The following is a 15,187-nucleotide window of genomic DNA, read 5'->3' on the forward strand; positions in this document are numbered from 1 at the left end:
TGTGCCGCGCGCCGATTGGCGTAAACTCCGCCTCAAGCCTGCGAGGAGTCTCCATGACCGCTATTACCATTACCGACGCCGCCCACGATTACCTGGCCGATCTGCTCTCCAAGCAGAACACCCCGGGCATCGGCATCCGCGTTTTCATCACCCAGCCTGGCACCCAGTACGCCGAAACCTGCATTGCCTACTGCAAGCCGGGCGAAGAGAAACCTGAAGACACGGCGCTGGGGCTGAAAAGCTTCACCGCTTACATCGACTCGTTCAGCGAAGCGTTCCTCGATGATGCCGTCGTCGACTACGCCACCGACCGCATGGGCGGCCAGCTGACCATCAAGGCGCCAAACGCCAAAGTGCCGATGGTCAACGCCGACAGCCCGATCAACGAGCGCATCAACTACTACCTGCAAACCGAAATCAACCCGGGGCTGGCCAGCCACGGCGGTCAGGTCAGCCTGATCGATGTCGTTGAAGACGGCATTGCCGTATTGCAGTTCGGCGGCGGTTGTCAGGGCTGCGGCCAGGCGGACGTGACCCTGAAGGAAGGCATCGAGCGCACCCTGCTTGAGCGCATTCCTGAGCTCAAGGGCGTTCGCGACGTGACCGACCACACGCAGAAAGAAAACGCCTATTACTAAGGTGTTCGCTGCGGCATGAAAAACGGCGCCCCGTGAGCGCCGTTTTTTTATGCGTTGATCGTTCCCACGTCGAGGCGTCGAACCGTCCGCGTGGGAATGCAGCCCGGGACGCTCCGCGTCCCATTCACGGTCGATAAAGGTGCGCATGTCCCGCACGATACAGCGACGACTCACTGAAGTGATCGCTGCCCAACACCCGCCCGACCAGAATCAACGCCGTACGCCGAAAACCCTTCGCCGCCACCTTCTCGGCAATATCTTCCAGCGTCCCCGTCACCCAGTCCTGATCCGGCCACGTCGCCCTATGAATCACCGCGATCGGGCAATCCGCGCCGTAATGCGGCAGCAGCTCAGCCAGGATCTTCTCCAGATGATTGACCCCCAGATGAATCGCCATGGTCGCCCCGTGCTGCGCCAAATTGCCGAGCTCTTCACCGGCAGGCATCGCCGTCTTGTCCGCATAACGGGTCAGGATCACGCTTTGCGAGATGTCCGGCAGGGTCAGTTCGGCGCCCAACAGCGCGGCGCACGCGGCGGTAGCGGTCACACCGGGAATGATCTCGAACGGAATATCCAGCTCTCGCAAATGACGAATCTGCTCGCCAATGGCGCCATACAGACTCGGATCCCCCGAATGTACCCGCGCCACATCCTGGCCCTTGGCGTGGGCGGTCTTGATCAGGTCGATGATCTGTTCCAGGTGCAGTTCGGCGCTGTTGACCACGGTTTCAGCGCAATGACCTTCCAGCACTGCCGTCGGCACCAGCGAACCTGCATAGATGATCACCGGGCAACGGCGGATCAGCCGCTGGCCTTTGACAGTGATCAATTCCGGGTCGCCGGGGCCGGCGCCGATGAAGTAAACGGTCATCGTTGGATCCTGTAAAAAAGGGGCAGGCGGTGCTTCACAAGCCTTTCAGATGAAGAATGCTCATGATCGAAAGCGGGGATTATCGGGAATTTACGCCGCGCCGGCCAATGCCAGAGTTGCCTGAGCGTACTTTTGCCGGGAAATCAGCAGTTTTGCCGGGCCGCTGATCAACTGTTCAGCGAGCGCCAGCGCGGCACTTTCCGCCACGCCGTAGCAACCGGTGCGTTCGAAGGCGATCTGTGAATGATGACTCAAACGTTGCTGATAACTGGCCAGTTCCTCGCTACTGAAATACAGCAACGGCAGCGCCAGCTGGGCGGCGAGTTCCTGCAATCCGGGTTCGTCACGCTTGAGGTCGATGCTGGCGAGCGCCTTGACCTTCTCGAGGTCAATTCGATGGGCCTGCAAGGCCTGATCAAGTAATGCACGCAGCGTGCTGGCCGGGCAGCCGCGCTGGCAGCCCAGGCCGACCACGAAGGTCGGCGCTGCGCTGTCATCGGTCATGCGTGGTACTGACCTTCGCTTTTGCGGCGGAACAACCAGGCGCTGATCAGGCCCAGGGCCAGCCAGAACGCGACGTTGGTCAGCTGCGAAGCGATTTTGAACTGGGCTTCCAGGGCTTCCGGAGCGAGCATCGAATGCACTTCCGGTTGCGGCGCGCCGATCACGTGCGGCACGGCAAGGATCGCCACACCGAGGATTTTCATCAGCCAGTTGCGACTGAACGCAATCAAGGCCAGGCCGACAGCGGTGGAGGCGGCGGTGCCGATCCACCACATCTGACGCGAGGCCAGATCTGCGGCTGCGGTGCCCGGCAGCTCAGGCGGCAGACCCATGGTCGGCGCGAGCACGAAAGTCGCGTAACCGGCCAGACCCCAGAGCAGGCCTTGCGAAGTCTTGGTCGGCGCACGCAGGGTGTACAGACCTGCCAGCATCAGGGCAAAACCCACGGCTACCACCAGATTGCCGCCGGTGGTGGAAGCCACTCGCTGCCAGCCGTCTTCCGGCTCCCAGGCCTCGACATCGTGGGTGTGGGCGGCGGTGCCGGCGGCGTGTTCGTGAACTTCGGCAACTGGCTCGGCTTTCTCGAAGGTTTCGGCCTGCAGAATCAGCGGCGAAACCCAAAAGCTTTGCAGCAGCGTCAGGAGCAAGGCGGCCAGCAGGCCGGTGAAACCTGCGGTCTGCGCAATACGCTTGATCATGTCGTCAGGTCTCAGTGGCACGGGAACGCGGCGCTGTGGCGGGTATCGTGAGCGGCGTTGTGCACCGCTTCGATGTGCGAGAAACCGGCGAAGTACACCAGGCAGGCACCGAGGATCGACGCGCAGGCGGCGGCGGCCAGGCGTTGGCTCAGTGTGGTGGTGCTGGAGATCTTGTCCGAATTGCTGCCGGTGCTGCTGATGATCGACATGGCGCTTCCCTCTGGAGTGTCAGCGGGCGGATAGAGCGCATGAAAACCCCTGCGGCCGGGCACGCAGAGGTTCGAACAGCGCCCGCCCACCGCGGGTTTGTTATGTTCAGTGGCGATGTCGCGCACTGTGTGTTGCGGGCCGGTCTCCGGGCTCACGAGGGGTTGGCGTCTGGCCGACCTGCAAGCGTCACCTTCCCATGCCGGGGCACAGTGGATCTGACGCTTCGCTCGTTTACCGTTGCGGGGGCAGCACCGGACTGACATGGCTTTAGAGTAAAGCACATGATTCACCGGTTTCCCGTTTCACCCTGTGAGGGGCACCCGTAACAAGTTGTGTAGGAGACCATGAGGGGGAATTTGAGTCAATTGGGATTGGGATTGGGATTGGGATTGGGATTGGGGGCAGATCCGTTGCTGCGGTTATGGCTGCTTAGGGTTCCGCCCTTACGGCGGGTCACTTTTTCCAAACGCCGAAAAAGTAACCAAAAAGGCTGCACCCTGACGTACGGCCCTCGCTGTGGCTCGGGTTCCTTCGCTCCGGGATTGATCCGGGGGCATCGCCTACGGTTTGCTTCGCTGCACCTCCTCTCGATGCATGCGGCTGCGCCGCATGGTCGCTGCGCTCCCACCCCCGGATCAATCCCTCCACTCAGCCTGCCGACGGGCCCTGCGATCAAAAGCGGTACTCGAGCTAACGCTCATCGTTTTGAGTGGGGGGAGCAGGGCGTGTTTGGCTTTGGTTTTGTGGTGGGTTTACCCCTCACCCCAGCCCTCTCCCCTAGGAGAGGGAGCCGATTTTTGTGCTTTTCAAAGTCTGAGTTCAACGCGGTATCGCACGTCGGCGTATCTCTTCCAAACACCCCGATCAGTTCCCTCTCCCTACGGGCGGTCCGACGTTTCGGGAGGGCTAGGGTGAGGGGGCTCTTGATCTGGCCTTTGCTCTAGCTCTGGCTCTGGCTCTGGCTCTAGCTTTTGATCTTTAGCCCCTTCGGCAGGCCGAGCGGAGGTGTCCATCAGGGGGTAGGCGCGCAGCGCCGTGCGGCGAAGCCGCATACATCGAGAGGAGGTGCAGCGAAGCAAACCGTAGGCGATGCCCCCTGATGGACACCGTAGCGAGGGAACACTGAGCCTAAGCGAAGTGCCGTACGCCGGGGCAAAAGCCTTTTGGTTCCTTTTTGGCGTTTGAAAAAGGGACTCGCTGTAAGAGCGAAACCGCCAGCGGCAGCACCCGAAGCAACGGATATGCCCCCAATCCCAAAATCCACCAACCATTGACCCATCCCCACACCCTGCGTAGCCTTGCGCTTTCGAGGTTCTTCGGCCCACGCCGAAGCTAAGAAGGGAACGCGGTCCAAGCCGCGGCTGCCCCCGCAACTGTGAACGGTGCTGTTCGCTGCCACGCCACTGCCAACTCAATCCAGAGCCAGCGGGAAGGCGCAGCGAATACCGGGCCAAGGCCCGAACACCGTCAGCCAGGAGACCTGCCTCGTCACAGATTCTCACTTTCAACCGGGCGGGGTGATCCGGTGGCGAACTCTCCAGGCACGCACCCGCGTTGCCGGTCTCGTCCCGTATGCCCGCCACCTTGCCAAAGGGCATCCGATGAAAACACTGGCCAAACTCCCCGTCACCATCGTCACCGGCTTCCTCGGCTCGGGCAAAACCACCTTGCTGCGGCACATGCTCGACAACGCCCAGGGCCGCCGTATCGCGGTGATCGTCAACGAGTTTGGCGAGTTGGGCATCGACGGTGAAATCCTCAAGCAATGCACCATCGGCTGCACCGAAGAAGAAGCCACCGGCCGCGTCTACGAACTGGCCAACGGCTGCCTGTGCTGCACGGTTCAGGAAGAGTTCTTCCCGGTGATGCGCGAACTGGTGGCCCGTCGCGGCGACCTCGACCACATCCTGATCGAAACCTCGGGTCTGGCCCTGCCAAAACCGCTGGTGCAAGCCTTCCAGTGGCCGGAAATCCGCAGTGCGTGCACCGTTGACGCAGTGATTACTGTGGTCGACAGCCCGGCCGTGGCCGCCGGCACCTTCGCCGCGTTCCCGGATCAGGTTGATGCCCAGCGCAAGCTCGATCCGAACCTGGATCACGAATCTCCGCTGCACGAACTGTTCGCTGACCAACTGGCCAGCGCCGATCTGGTGATCCTCAACAAGGCCGACCAGACCAGCCCTGAAGACCTCGCGCGCGTCCGTCTGGAAGTCGCCGAAGAGCTGCCGCCCGCAGTGAAAATCATCGAAGCCAGCAACGGTCGCCTGCCGCTGGACGTGCTGATCGGCCTCGGTGCCGGTTCCGAAGAACACATCGACAGCCGCCACAGCCATCACGATCACCACCACGGTGAAGGCGATGACGATCACGATGACCACGATCACGACGCCTTCGATTCGATTTCCATCGAACTGCCGCAAGCCGACGAAAGCCTGCTGCTCGACGCGCTGACGCAACTGGTGGTTCAACACGGCATCCTGCGCGTCAAAGGTTTCGCAGCGATCCCTAACAAGCCGATGCGTCTGCTGATCCAGGGCGTGGGTACACGTTTCGACAAGCACTTCGACCGTCAGTGGGGCGCCGATGAGGTGCGCGTGACGCGTCTGGTGTTGATCGGTCAGGAGCTGGACGCAGCCCAGCTCGAAGCGCAACTGCGCGCCGCGCTCAGCGTTTAAGCCATGCACCTGCTCAGGACCCAGCCCGGCGGTTTCGTGTCGGACGACAACATTGCCGACCTTGGACAAACCCCTGCCGAGCTGGTGATCCTGTGCAGCGGCGATTCCAGCCTCGCGCTGCTCGCCGAAGCCGCGCAGCAACTGCCCGACGATTACCCGAGCGTGCGGCTGGCCAACCCGATGCAGGTGCAGAACCATGCGTCGGTCGACCTGTACGTCGATGAAGTGCTGCGCCACGCCAAGGTCATTCTGATTTCGCTGCATGGCGGCATCGCTTATTGGCGTTATGGCGTCGAGCGGCTGGTCGAGTTGTCCGAGCGTGGCGTGCAGGTGATTCTGGTGCCGGGCGATGACCGTCCCGACCCGGAGCTCAGCGACCTGAGCACCGTGGGCGCCGAGGATCGCGACCGTCTCTGGCAGTTCCTGCGCCAGGGTGGTCTTGGCAATGCGCTGGACTTTTTCCACTGCCTGGCCAATCGCTGGCTGGCGCGGGATTACGTGTGGGGCGAGCCGCAAACGCTGCCGCGCACGGCGATTTATCACCCGAACAAAAACACCGCCGCACTGAGTGACTGGCAAGCCGATTGGCTGCCCGGTCAACCGGTGTCGGCGGTGTTGTTTTATCGCTCGCATTTGCAAGCGGCGAACACGGCGTTTATCGACGTGTTCTGCCAACGGCTTCAGGCAGCCGGACTCAATCCGCTGCCGATTGCCGTGGCCAGTTTGAAAGAGCCCGGCTGCCTGTCGGTGGTCGAGGACTGGCTGGATGAGGTGGAGGCATCGGTGATTCTGAACACCACCGGTTTCGCCCAGTCCAGCCCGGAAGCGCCGCATTTGCGGCCGTTTCGTCGCAACATTCCGGTGATCCAGGCGATCTGCGCCCAGGACAACGAGCCCGGTTGGCGCGACAGCGAGCAGGGCCTCGGTCCGCGGGATCTGGCGATGCACATCGCGTTGCCGGAGCTGGACGGGCGGATCATCAGCCGACCGATCAGCTTCAAGGACCTGGCCTGGCGCAGCGAGCGCAGTCAGTCCGACGTGGTGTGTTATCGGGCCCAGCCCGAACGCATGGATTTTGTGGCTGAACTGGCGCGACGCTGGGTCGATCTGGCGCGGGTGCCGAACGCTGAAAAGCGCATCGCCCTGATCCTCGCCAACTACCCGACCCGGGACGGGCGCATCGGCAACGGCGTCGGCCTCGACACGCCGGCCGCCGCGCTGAATATCCTGCGAGCGTTGCAGGCTGAAGGTTATCCGTTGCCGGCCGAACTGCCGGAAAGCGGCACCGAGCTGATCCAGCAATTGCTCGGCGGCGTCAGCAATAACCTCGACACCCTCGATCAGCGCCCGTGCCAGCAAAGCCTGACGATGGACGATTACCTGACGATGTTCAATGCGCTGCCAGAAGCCAATCGCGCGGCGGTGCTGGAACGTTGGGGTTCGCCGCAAAACGATCCGATGTGCCGTGACGGGCGAATGATGATCGCTGGTCTGCGTTTCGGCCTGACCTTCGTCGGCATTCAGCCGGCGCGGGGTTATCAGGTCGATCCGAGCGCGGTGTATCACGACCCGGATCTGGTGCCGCCGCACGCGTACCTCGCGTTCTATTTCTGGCTGCGCCAGACCTACGGCGCTCATGGCGTGATCCACGTCGGCAAGCACGGCAACCTTGAATGGCTGCCCGGCAAAGGTGTGGGCCTGTCGGAGAACTGCTGGCCCGACGCATTGCTCGGGCCGCTGCCGAACATCTATCCGTTTATCGTCAACGATCCGGGCGAGGGCGCCCAGGCCAAACGTCGCACCCAAGCGGTGATCATCGACCACTTGATGCCGCCGCTGACCCGCGCCGAAACCTACGGCCCGTTGCGCAATCTGGAACTGTTGGCCGACGAGTATTACGAAGCTCAGTTGCTCGATCCGCGTCGTGCCCGTGAGTTGCAGCGCGACATTCTGCAACTGGTGCGTGACACGCAGATTGATCGCGAATTGCAGCTGGATGCCGCCCTCGACAGCGACGCCGATGCGGCGATCTGGCTGCCGCGTCTGGACACTTATTTGTGTGACTTGAAGGAATCGCAGATCCGCGATGGCCTGCATATCTTTGGAGAGTCGCCGACCGGGCGTCTGCGCATCGACACATTGCTGGCGTTGCTGCGGATTCCCCGTGGCGATGGCAAAGGGGCACAGTCGAGTCTGTTGCGGGCGCTGGCCAAGGCGTTTCAGCTGGGGTTTGATCCGCTCGATTGTGCGCTTGCTGATCCCTGGACTGGCCTGCGCCCAATGGAACTGCAATCGCTGAGCAATGAAGTCTGGCGCACGGCGGGGGATACCCGTGAACGTCTTGAACTGTTCGCCACCCAGCTGATTGAGCAGGCACTCAACCCAAGTCAAGCCTTGCACAGTACCTGTGGGAGCGGGCTTGCCCGCGAAAGCGGTATGTCAGTGAAAGAGGTATTGACTGACGCGACGCCTTCGTCGGATCGCCGCCCGGGGACAAGCCCGCTCCCACAGGGTCCTCACTGGTCTGAGGTGAGTGCCATTCTTGCTCATCTGCGCGAAGTGATCGCCCCACGCCTCGACGCCTGCGGCCCGGCCGAAATGCGCGGATTGCTCGACGCGTTGAGCGGCCGATTCGTCCCCGCTGGCCCAAGTGGTGCGCCAAGTCGCGGTCGCCTCGACGTGCTACCTACCGGGCGCAACTTCTATTCGGTGGACGTGCGCAACCTGCCGACCACCACGGCATGGCGCATTGGTTTCCAGTCGGCGACCCTGATCCTCGAGCGACACCTGCAGGACCACGGCGATCACCTGCGCCAACTCGGTCTCTCTGTGTGGGGCACCGCGACCATGCGTACCGGCGGCGATGACATCGCTCAGGCCATGGCGTTGATGGGCGTGCGTCCGGTCTGGGCCACCGGCAGTCAGCGAGTCGACGATTTCGAAATTCTGCCGTTGAGCCTGCTCGACCGGCCTCGGGTCGATGTAACGCTGCGGGTCTCCGGATTTTTCCGCGATGCGTTCGCCAACCTGATCCGCCTGTTCGACGCTGCCGTGCAAGCCGTGGCCGAACTGGACGAGCCGGACGACCTCAACCCACTGGCCGCCAAAGTGCGCGCCGAACGCGAAGCGCTGCGCCAGTCAGGGCTGGATGAGGATGCTGCCCGGCGTCAGGCCGGCTGGCGGATCTTCGGTGCCAAACCCGGCGCTTATGGCGCGGGCGTGCAGGGCGCAATCGACGATCGTCTGTGGCAAACCCGCGAGGATCTGGCCGAGGTCTACCTGAACTGGGGCGCCTACGCTTACGGCGGTTCCGATGAGGGCACCGCCGCCCGCGAGCAATTCGTTCAGCGCCTGAGCCAGGTGCAGGCCGTGCTGCAAAACCAGGACAACCGCGAGCATGACCTGCTCGATTCCAACGACTATTACCAGTTCCAGGGCGGCATGCTTGCTGCCGTGGAAAGCTTGCGTGGCGAGGCGGCGGCCAGTTATCACGGCGATCACAGTCAGCCGGATCTGCCGAAGATCCGCACCTTGAAGGAAGAGCTGAACCGGGTCATCCGCTCCCGGGCGGCGAATCCGAAATGGATCGACGGGGTCAAGCGCCACGGCTATAAAGGCGCGTTCGAACTGGCGGCGACGGTCGACAATCTGTTTGCCTTCGACGCCACCACGCAACTGATCGACGATCACCAATACGCATTGCTGGCCGATGCGTATCTGCTGGACCCGGCGACCCGCGAGTTCGTGCGCGAGCATAATCCCCACGCACTGCGCGACATGACCGAACGCATGCTCGAAGCGCAGCAGCGCGGAATGTGGCAGGAACCGGGCGCCTACAAAGAGGCCCTGGAAAACCTGCTTCTGGACATAGAAGAAGAGAGCTGAGACTGAACATGACCGACACCCCGCATTTCCCGCTCTCCGCCGTGGTCGGCGCCGATGATCTGAAACTGGCGCTGTACCTGACGGCCATCGACCCGAAAATCGGCGGCGTGCTGATCGAAGGCCCGCGCGGCATGGCCAAGTCGACGCTGGCCCGGGGTCTGGCGGATCTGTTGGCCAGTGGTCAGTTCGTTACCTTGCCGTTGGGTGCTACTGAAGAGCGATTGGTCGGCACGCTGGATCTGGACGCGGCGTTGAGCGACGGTCGTGCGCAGTTTTCTCCGGGTGTGCTGGCGAAGGCGGACGGCGGCGTGTTGTACGTCGATGAAGTCAATCTGTTGCCGGATCATCTGGTGGACCTTCTGCTCGATGTGGCCGCCAGCGGCACTAACCTGATCGAGCGCGATGGCATTTCCCATCGGCATTCAGCGAAGTTCGTATTGATCGGCACGATGAACCCGGAAGAGGGGGAATTGCGTCCGCAATTGCTGGATCGTTTCGGCCTTAACGTCGCGCTGAGCGGTCATACGGCGCCGGCCGAGCGGGGGCAGATCATTCGTCGTCGGCTGGATTTCGACAGCGATCCGCAGGCGTTCTGTGCGCAGTGGGAGGCTGAGCAGCAAGCTCTGCGCGAGCGCTGCGAGAACGCCCGCAAGGTTTTACCGGGCATCCCGCTGGATGATGCGGCGCTGGCACAGATCACCGAGCGCTGCTTCGCGGCGGGCGTCGACGGTTTGCGCGCCGATCTGGTCTGGCTGCGTGCCGCGCGGGCTCATGCGGCGTGGCGCGGGGCTGAAACCATCGCCGAGCAAGACATTGATGCCGTGGCTGAGTTTGCATTGCGTCATCGTCGTCGCGAGCAGTCTTCATCCCCCGCACAGCCACCGGCGCAATCGCCGTCCGGCACTCACGCCGAACCGAGCGAAGGGCAGGGCCAGTGGGGAGAAATGCCGGCTCCGGCCCTCGCTACCGGCGCACGCCGCGAAGTACCTGTCTGGCCGCCACACCTACAAAAAAAGCCTTAGGCATTCGCCCCCGATCCGACGCGGGGGCGAATGCCAGACCCCGCGCCGGACGCCTCGATAACGGTCGCCAGGGCAAGCGTCACGCGGCTCGCAGCGGCTCGGTGAACTGGCCGGGAACCTTGCTCAACGGTCGCCCGAAAACCAGAGCGGATTTGCTGTTTCAACTGCGCACCCGCACGCCCCATGAACTGTGGCTGGTGATCGTCGACGCCTCGGCCTCGACCCGTCGCCATCAGGCACTGAGCGATGCCAAGGGCGTGCTTGCGCAACTGTTCGACGACGCTTATCGGCAGCGCGCGTGTCTTGCGTTGTTGACCGCGAGCGGCGCGGCGCCGAAATGGCAGGTGCAAGGGCTGAAGGCTTCCAGCGGGTTGCGCGCGTGGCTCGATGGATTGGGCGCGGGAGGCGGCACGCCACTGGTGGCGGCGCTGACGGAAGCCGGGCATTGGCTGACGGTGCGGCGAAAGCGTTTTCCCGCCGAACAACAACGGTTGCTGGTGATCACCGATGGTCGTTTGAAAGACTGTCCGCAGCTGCCAGCGCTGGCGTGTCCGGGCCTGTTGATCGATATCGAGCGCGGACCGATTCGGCTGGGTCGCGCGAAACAATTGGCGACAGCACTGGGCGCCGATTACCGGCATATCGACGAGTTGATGTCGGTCTGAGGGCTATGCTGCACTGAGGCCCAATCACAAGGAGTGAATCATGCGCGTACTGGTCGCCAATCCGCAGGACGATTTTCGCGTCAAGGCCTACGCCGGCACCAACGGCGTGCTGCTCGCCATGGACCTCGCCGAACCCCGCCGCAAAGGCTTGCTGGGGTTTGCCATCGAAAAGCAGCAGGGCGACAAACCGTGGCTGTTCCTGTTCAACAGCCTGACCTTTCCCGGCAGGGCCCATACCTTCCCGCAGCTCCACGCCACGCCGAGCGATAAGGCGCCGCTACAGAAATTCCGCTGGGCCGATTACGCGGTCAATCCGGGCATGACGATTCACTACCGCGTGCACCTGGCGTATGGTAAGCCGGATGCGCCGCAACTGGGTGAAGCCCTGGAACTGACAATCTGCTCCGACGACGGTCATCCCGCCAATCAGGGCGTAATCTTCAACCGCGCCGTGGCCGCCAGTCAGGCGTTTCAGCGCAAATTTCCCGATCTCGACGCACAGATCAGCGCCAACAAAAACATGCCCATCGAAGCCTGGCCCGATGCGGCGCGTCAGTGGCTGGAGAACGGTCTGCTCGGGCGCCTGCAAGGGTTTATCGAGCGTGCGGTGGACGGGCAGTGGGCGCTGGACATCGCGATCTACGAATATCAGTTGCAAGCCATCATCGACACGGTGAACGCGGCGTTCGAACGAGGTGTTCAGGTGCGTGTGCTGTATCACGCCCGGCCCGACGACGAAGACACAACGATCAACGAAGCGAGCCTTGTGAAACTGCCGGCGAGCAGCAAGCGCGGGCGGGTCACCCACAATATTTTCCATAACAAATTCATCGTCCTCAGCCGCCTCGACGCAGGCGGCGAACGTCAGCCGCAAGCGGTGCTGTGCGGCAGCACCAACTTCACCGCCAACGGCGTGTACCGCCAGGCCAACGTGGTGCATGTGCTGGACGATTCGGCGGTCAGCGCGAGTTACCTGAAAACCTTCGAGCAGATCTGGGCCGAGCCGGCGGACGTCGGCGCCACCCGCGACTGGATCACCCAACACAACCCGATGAGCCCGGCGCAACCCTTGTTCGCCGGGTTTTCGCCGCGCACCGGCGGCGCCGATCTGCGGGAGTTCGTCGATATCATCGAGGGGGCGAAAAAAGACCTGCTGTTCGTCACCGCATTCGCCTTGCCGGACGCGATTCTCAACGCATTGCTCGGCCAGCCCCACGACGACATCCTGCGTTACGGCCTGCAAAACACAGTCAGCCGCATCACCGGGTTTCACGCCGACCGAACCGCCGAATTCGCCGCCACCGCATTGCTCAACACCGGGCTGGAAGGCTGGCTGCGGGAGAACATGAAAGGCCAGAAGGGCAACTTGCTGGTGCACACCAAAGCGGTGGTCTCCGACTTCACCAGCGACAGCCCGACGATCATCAGCGGCAGCCACAACCTCAGCACCTCTGCCAGCACCGGCAATGACGAGAACTACCTGATCATTCGCGGCGACACCGATCTGGCGGACCGCTATGGCCTGGAGCTGCTGCGGTTCTACGAGCACTACCGTTTCCGCTACTTCGCGAAAAAACTGGCGTTGAAGCAGGTGCAGCCGTTGGCGGCGGATGACAGCTGGACCAACGATTACTACGTCGAGGGCGACCTGCGCCGGTTGTCTCGCCTCAGGTTTGCCGGGCGTTAGCCCTTAACATCCGTTGGTTGCCGATGCTGACAGGGACGGCGATAAGCTGGCGGCGTACAGATTTTGAAATGATTTCCAGCTGTAGGAAAAGTCATCTGAGCCTGTACGCTTCAAGGCCTTTTTTCATTCAGGATTTGCATGAACACCCTCTCGGAGCCTCCCAGTTCTATTCCAGGAACCCCGTTCCCCTCGCGCCACGGCGCGGTCTTGACGCACTCGCAACATCCGGTCTTCCGACTACCGACTATCGTTGTTGGCGCAGCCTTCGAGCTTTCGCGCCGCACTTTGCCGTGTCCGGCAGCCTGAATTCACCGACGAGAGATAGAGACAGATTATGGAATGGTTAGCCGATCCCACGGCATGGCTGGGCTTGTTGACACTGATCGTGCTGGAACTGGTACTGGGTATCGACAACCTGGTGTTCATTGCGATCCTGGCGGACAAACTGCCGCCGCATCAGCGCGACCGCGCGCGGATCATCGGCTTGAGCCTGGCGCTGATCATGCGTCTTGGCCTGCTGGCGAGTATTTCCTGGCTGGTCACCCTCACGGCACCGTTGTTCGAGGTGTTCGGCAAGAGCTTCTCCGGCCGTGACCTGATCATGCTGTTTGGTGGTGTGTTCCTGTTGTTCAAGGCGACCATGGAGTTGCACGAACGGCTGGAAGGCCATGTCGGCGAACGTTCGACCAACACCGCTTATGCGCTGTTCTGGCCGATCGTGGCGCAGATCGTCGTGCTTGACGCGGTGTTCTCCCTGGACGCAGTGATTACCGCCGTGGGCATGGTCGATGAACTGGCGGTGATGATGATCGCGGTGGTCGTGTCCATTGGTGTGATGATCGTTGCCAGCAAGCCGCTGACCCGCTTCGTCAATGCCCACCCGACGGTGATCATGCTGTGTCTGGGCTTCCTGATGATGATCGGTTTTGCCCTGACGGCCGAAGGCCTGGGCTTCCACATCCCGAAAGGTTATCTGTACGCGGCCATTGGTTTCTCGATCCTCATCGAGATCTTCAACCAGATCGCCCGCGCTCGTCGCAAGCGCTCGATGCAGGGCTTGCGACCGATGCGTGAGCGCACGGCTCACGCGGTGATGCGTCTGTTGGGTGGTCGCAAACTGGCGGTGGAAGAAGTCGGCGAGGAAATCTCCGACTTGCTGGACAACGGTGAAGCGCCGAGCACGGAGCTGTTCGACCGTCGCGAGCGGGTGATGATCAGCGGCGTGCTGCAATTGGCCGAGCGACCGATTCGTGCCTTGATGACGGTGCGCGCCGATGTCGATCACATTGATCTGGCCGACGACGCCGAGGCTATTCGTACACGGTTGATGCATTCGTCCTACTCGCGCTTGCCGTTGATTCGTAACGGCGCAGTGGATGAGCCATTGGGCTTCGTGCACAAGAAGGAATTGCTCAAGGAGTATCTGGCCGGCAACGAGCCGAACCTTGAACACTTGGCGCGCAAGACCGTCAATCTGCTGGACAGTTATTCGATCCTCAACGCACTGGAACAAATGCGTGCGGCCTCGACCCACATTGCCTTTGTGGTGAACGAGTTCGGCGACTTTGTTGGCGTGTTGACCATGACCGATATTCTCGAGTCGATTGCCGGCGAACTGCCGGACGCCAGCGAAATCGCTGGCCCCGACGTGGTCGAGGAGCAGGGCGGGTTTATCGTCAACGGTGCGTTGAACCTGACCCGTATCCGCGAACACACCGGTTTTCGCGCCGAACCGACCGAGGATTATCAGACTCTGGCCGGGCTGGTGATGAGTCTGCTGGATCGCCTGCCGATGAAGGGCGATCGTCTGCAGCATGAAGGCTGGGGCATGACCGTGATGGCGGTGGAAGAGCGTCGCGTGACGCGGGTGTTGCTGGTGCGTGAGGCGTGACGGCACTTTCATGAAAGGTTCCACCGTTTTGCGCGGTGGAGGGTGCAAAGGGTGCGGAGAGTGTCACGCAGCCAGTTCAGGTCATGGGCCGATTTGCGCGGTACAGCGGGGTGACGGGTTTTGCCGAGGAATTGGGTGAAGTCTTGCAGGAGGGATTCTTCCGAACCGATGCCTTTCAGTTTTTTGACCAGAACGCCTTCCTTGTAGAACAACACGGTCGGTGTGCCCTTGACATCCGGATGTCGACACGACTGTGCGGTATCGAGCATGAAGATATCCATCCAGGGCCGAAAGGGCTTGGCGATCTCAAGAAAGACCGGGCCGGAAAATTCGCAGGCCCCGCAGCGTTTGTTGAAAAAATACAGGACGACAAGGCGCCTGGCTTTCAAGACCTTCCGATACGTCGGGGGCAACGCTGAATATCGAGTCGGTGTCATCGTT

At 62.0% G+C, this 15,187-nt stretch carries 12 protein-coding genes and 2 riboswitches; of the genes, 7 read left to right on the forward strand and 5 right to left on the reverse strand.

Translation table 11 applies throughout. The annotated features are described in order from the left end of the window. Window positions 1–53 precede the first annotated feature (53 nt). Window positions 54–638 carry a Fe-S biogenesis protein NfuA gene (gene nfuA, locus AWU82_RS06275; RefSeq protein ID WP_007959519.1) on the forward strand — a complete coding sequence of 195 codons (585 nt, stop codon included), beginning with the start codon at window positions 54–56 and terminating at the stop codon, window positions 636–638. 124 nt (window positions 639–762) lie between these two features. Here the strand turns inward: nfuA and cobM are convergent, their stop codons facing one another. From cobM to AWU82_RS06295, 4 genes are all read right to left on the reverse strand, one after another. After that, entirely contained in the window at window positions 763–1,509 is a 747-nt protein-coding gene (cobM, locus tag AWU82_RS06280; protein WP_064381321.1) for a precorrin-4 C(11)-methyltransferase, read from the reverse strand. 90 nt (window positions 1,510–1,599) lie between these two features. Further along, the gene (locus tag AWU82_RS06285) at window positions 1,600–2,013 is read right to left on the reverse strand and encodes a cobalamin biosynthesis protein (RefSeq protein WP_011334491.1); all 414 of its coding nucleotides are present in this window, start codon (window positions 2,011–2,013) and stop codon (window positions 1,600–1,602) included. Beyond that, window positions 2,010–2,711, reverse strand: a complete 702-nt coding sequence (locus AWU82_RS06290; RefSeq protein WP_064381323.1) for a CbtA family protein — start codon at window positions 2,709–2,711, stop codon at window positions 2,010–2,012. Before AWU82_RS06290 ends, AWU82_RS06285 begins: the two co-directional genes overlap by 4 nt. A gap of 11 nt (window positions 2,712–2,722) precedes the next feature. Beyond that, window positions 2,723–2,920, reverse strand: a complete 198-nt coding sequence (locus AWU82_RS06295) for a CbtB domain-containing protein (RefSeq protein ID WP_064381325.1) — start codon at window positions 2,918–2,920, stop codon at window positions 2,723–2,725. Between the two features lie 120 nt (window positions 2,921–3,040). Beyond that, a riboswitch (cobalamin riboswitch) is annotated at window positions 3,041–3,260 on the reverse strand. A gap of 953 nt (window positions 3,261–4,213) precedes the next feature. Beyond that, window positions 4,214–4,423, forward strand: a riboswitch (cobalamin riboswitch). 99 nt (window positions 4,424–4,522) lie between these two features. Between AWU82_RS06295 and cobW the strand changes: the two genes are divergently transcribed. From cobW to AWU82_RS06325, 6 genes are all read left to right on the forward strand, one after another. Then, window positions 4,523–5,596: a cobalamin biosynthesis protein CobW gene (gene cobW, locus AWU82_RS06300; RefSeq protein WP_064381326.1), complete on the forward strand. Its 1,074-nt coding sequence runs from the start codon at window positions 4,523–4,525 to the stop codon at window positions 5,594–5,596. A 3-nt stretch (window positions 5,597–5,599) separates the two neighbouring features. Beyond that, the gene (cobN, locus tag AWU82_RS06305; RefSeq protein ID WP_064381328.1) at window positions 5,600–9,481 is read left to right on the forward strand and encodes a cobaltochelatase subunit CobN; all 3,882 of its coding nucleotides are present in this window, start codon (window positions 5,600–5,602) and stop codon (window positions 9,479–9,481) included. Window positions 9,482–9,489: 8 nt separating this feature from the next. Then, entirely contained in the window at window positions 9,490–10,503 is a 1,014-nt protein-coding gene (locus AWU82_RS06310) for a magnesium chelatase ATPase subunit I (protein ID WP_064381331.1), read from the forward strand. A gap of 101 nt (window positions 10,504–10,604) precedes the next feature. Beyond that, a complete protein-coding gene (locus AWU82_RS06315; protein WP_084776954.1) occupies window positions 10,605–11,168 on the forward strand; it encodes a vWA domain-containing protein in 564 nt (187 codons plus the stop codon). A gap of 40 nt (window positions 11,169–11,208) precedes the next feature. Beyond that, window positions 11,209–12,855 (forward strand): phospholipase D-like domain-containing protein, encoded by a 1,647-nt coding sequence (locus AWU82_RS06320; RefSeq protein ID WP_064381334.1) that lies wholly within the window; start codon window positions 11,209–11,211, stop codon window positions 12,853–12,855. Window positions 12,856–13,189: 334 nt separating this feature from the next. Beyond that, on the forward strand, window positions 13,190–14,746 hold the full coding sequence (locus AWU82_RS06325) for a TerC family protein (protein WP_064381336.1): 1,557 nt from the start codon (window positions 13,190–13,192) through the stop codon (window positions 14,744–14,746). A gap of 8 nt (window positions 14,747–14,754) precedes the next feature. Here the strand turns inward: AWU82_RS06325 and AWU82_RS06330 are convergent, their stop codons facing one another. Further along, entirely contained in the window at window positions 14,755–15,183 is a 429-nt protein-coding gene (locus AWU82_RS06330; RefSeq protein WP_064381338.1) for a thioredoxin family protein, read from the reverse strand. Between the last annotated feature and the right edge of the window lie 4 nt (window positions 15,184–15,187).

The organism is Pseudomonas glycinae, assembly GCF_001594225.2.
Classification (GTDB): domain Bacteria; phylum Pseudomonadota; class Gammaproteobacteria; order Pseudomonadales; family Pseudomonadaceae; genus Aquipseudomonas; species Aquipseudomonas glycinae.

Excerpts from the sequence above, each read along its gene's own strand:
- nfuA (WP_007959519.1), top strand. The coding sequence starts at position 54 with ATGACCGCTATTACCATTACCGACGCCGCCCACGATTACCTGGCCGAT.
- cobM (WP_064381321.1), bottom strand. The coding sequence starts at position 1,509 with ATGACCGTTTACTTCATCGGCGCCGGCCCCGGCGACCCGGAATTGATC.
- AWU82_RS06285 (WP_011334491.1), bottom strand. The coding sequence starts at position 2,013 with ATGACCGATGACAGCGCAGCGCCGACCTTCGTGGTCGGCCTGGGCTGC.
- AWU82_RS06290 (WP_064381323.1), bottom strand. The coding sequence starts at position 2,711 with ATGATCAAGCGTATTGCGCAGACCGCAGGTTTCACCGGCCTGCTGGCC.
- AWU82_RS06295 (WP_064381325.1), bottom strand. The coding sequence starts at position 2,920 with ATGTCGATCATCAGCAGCACCGGCAGCAATTCGGACAAGATCTCCAGC.
- cobW (WP_064381326.1), top strand. The coding sequence starts at position 4,523 with ATGAAAACACTGGCCAAACTCCCCGTCACCATCGTCACCGGCTTCCTC.
- cobN (WP_064381328.1), top strand. The coding sequence starts at position 5,600 with ATGCACCTGCTCAGGACCCAGCCCGGCGGTTTCGTGTCGGACGACAAC.
- AWU82_RS06310 (WP_064381331.1), top strand. The coding sequence starts at position 9,490 with ATGACCGACACCCCGCATTTCCCGCTCTCCGCCGTGGTCGGCGCCGAT.
- AWU82_RS06320 (WP_064381334.1), top strand. The coding sequence starts at position 11,209 with ATGCGCGTACTGGTCGCCAATCCGCAGGACGATTTTCGCGTCAAGGCC.
- AWU82_RS06325 (WP_064381336.1), top strand. The coding sequence starts at position 13,190 with ATGGAATGGTTAGCCGATCCCACGGCATGGCTGGGCTTGTTGACACTG.
- AWU82_RS06330 (WP_064381338.1), bottom strand. The coding sequence starts at position 15,183 with ATGACACCGACTCGATATTCAGCGTTGCCCCCGACGTATCGGAAGGTC.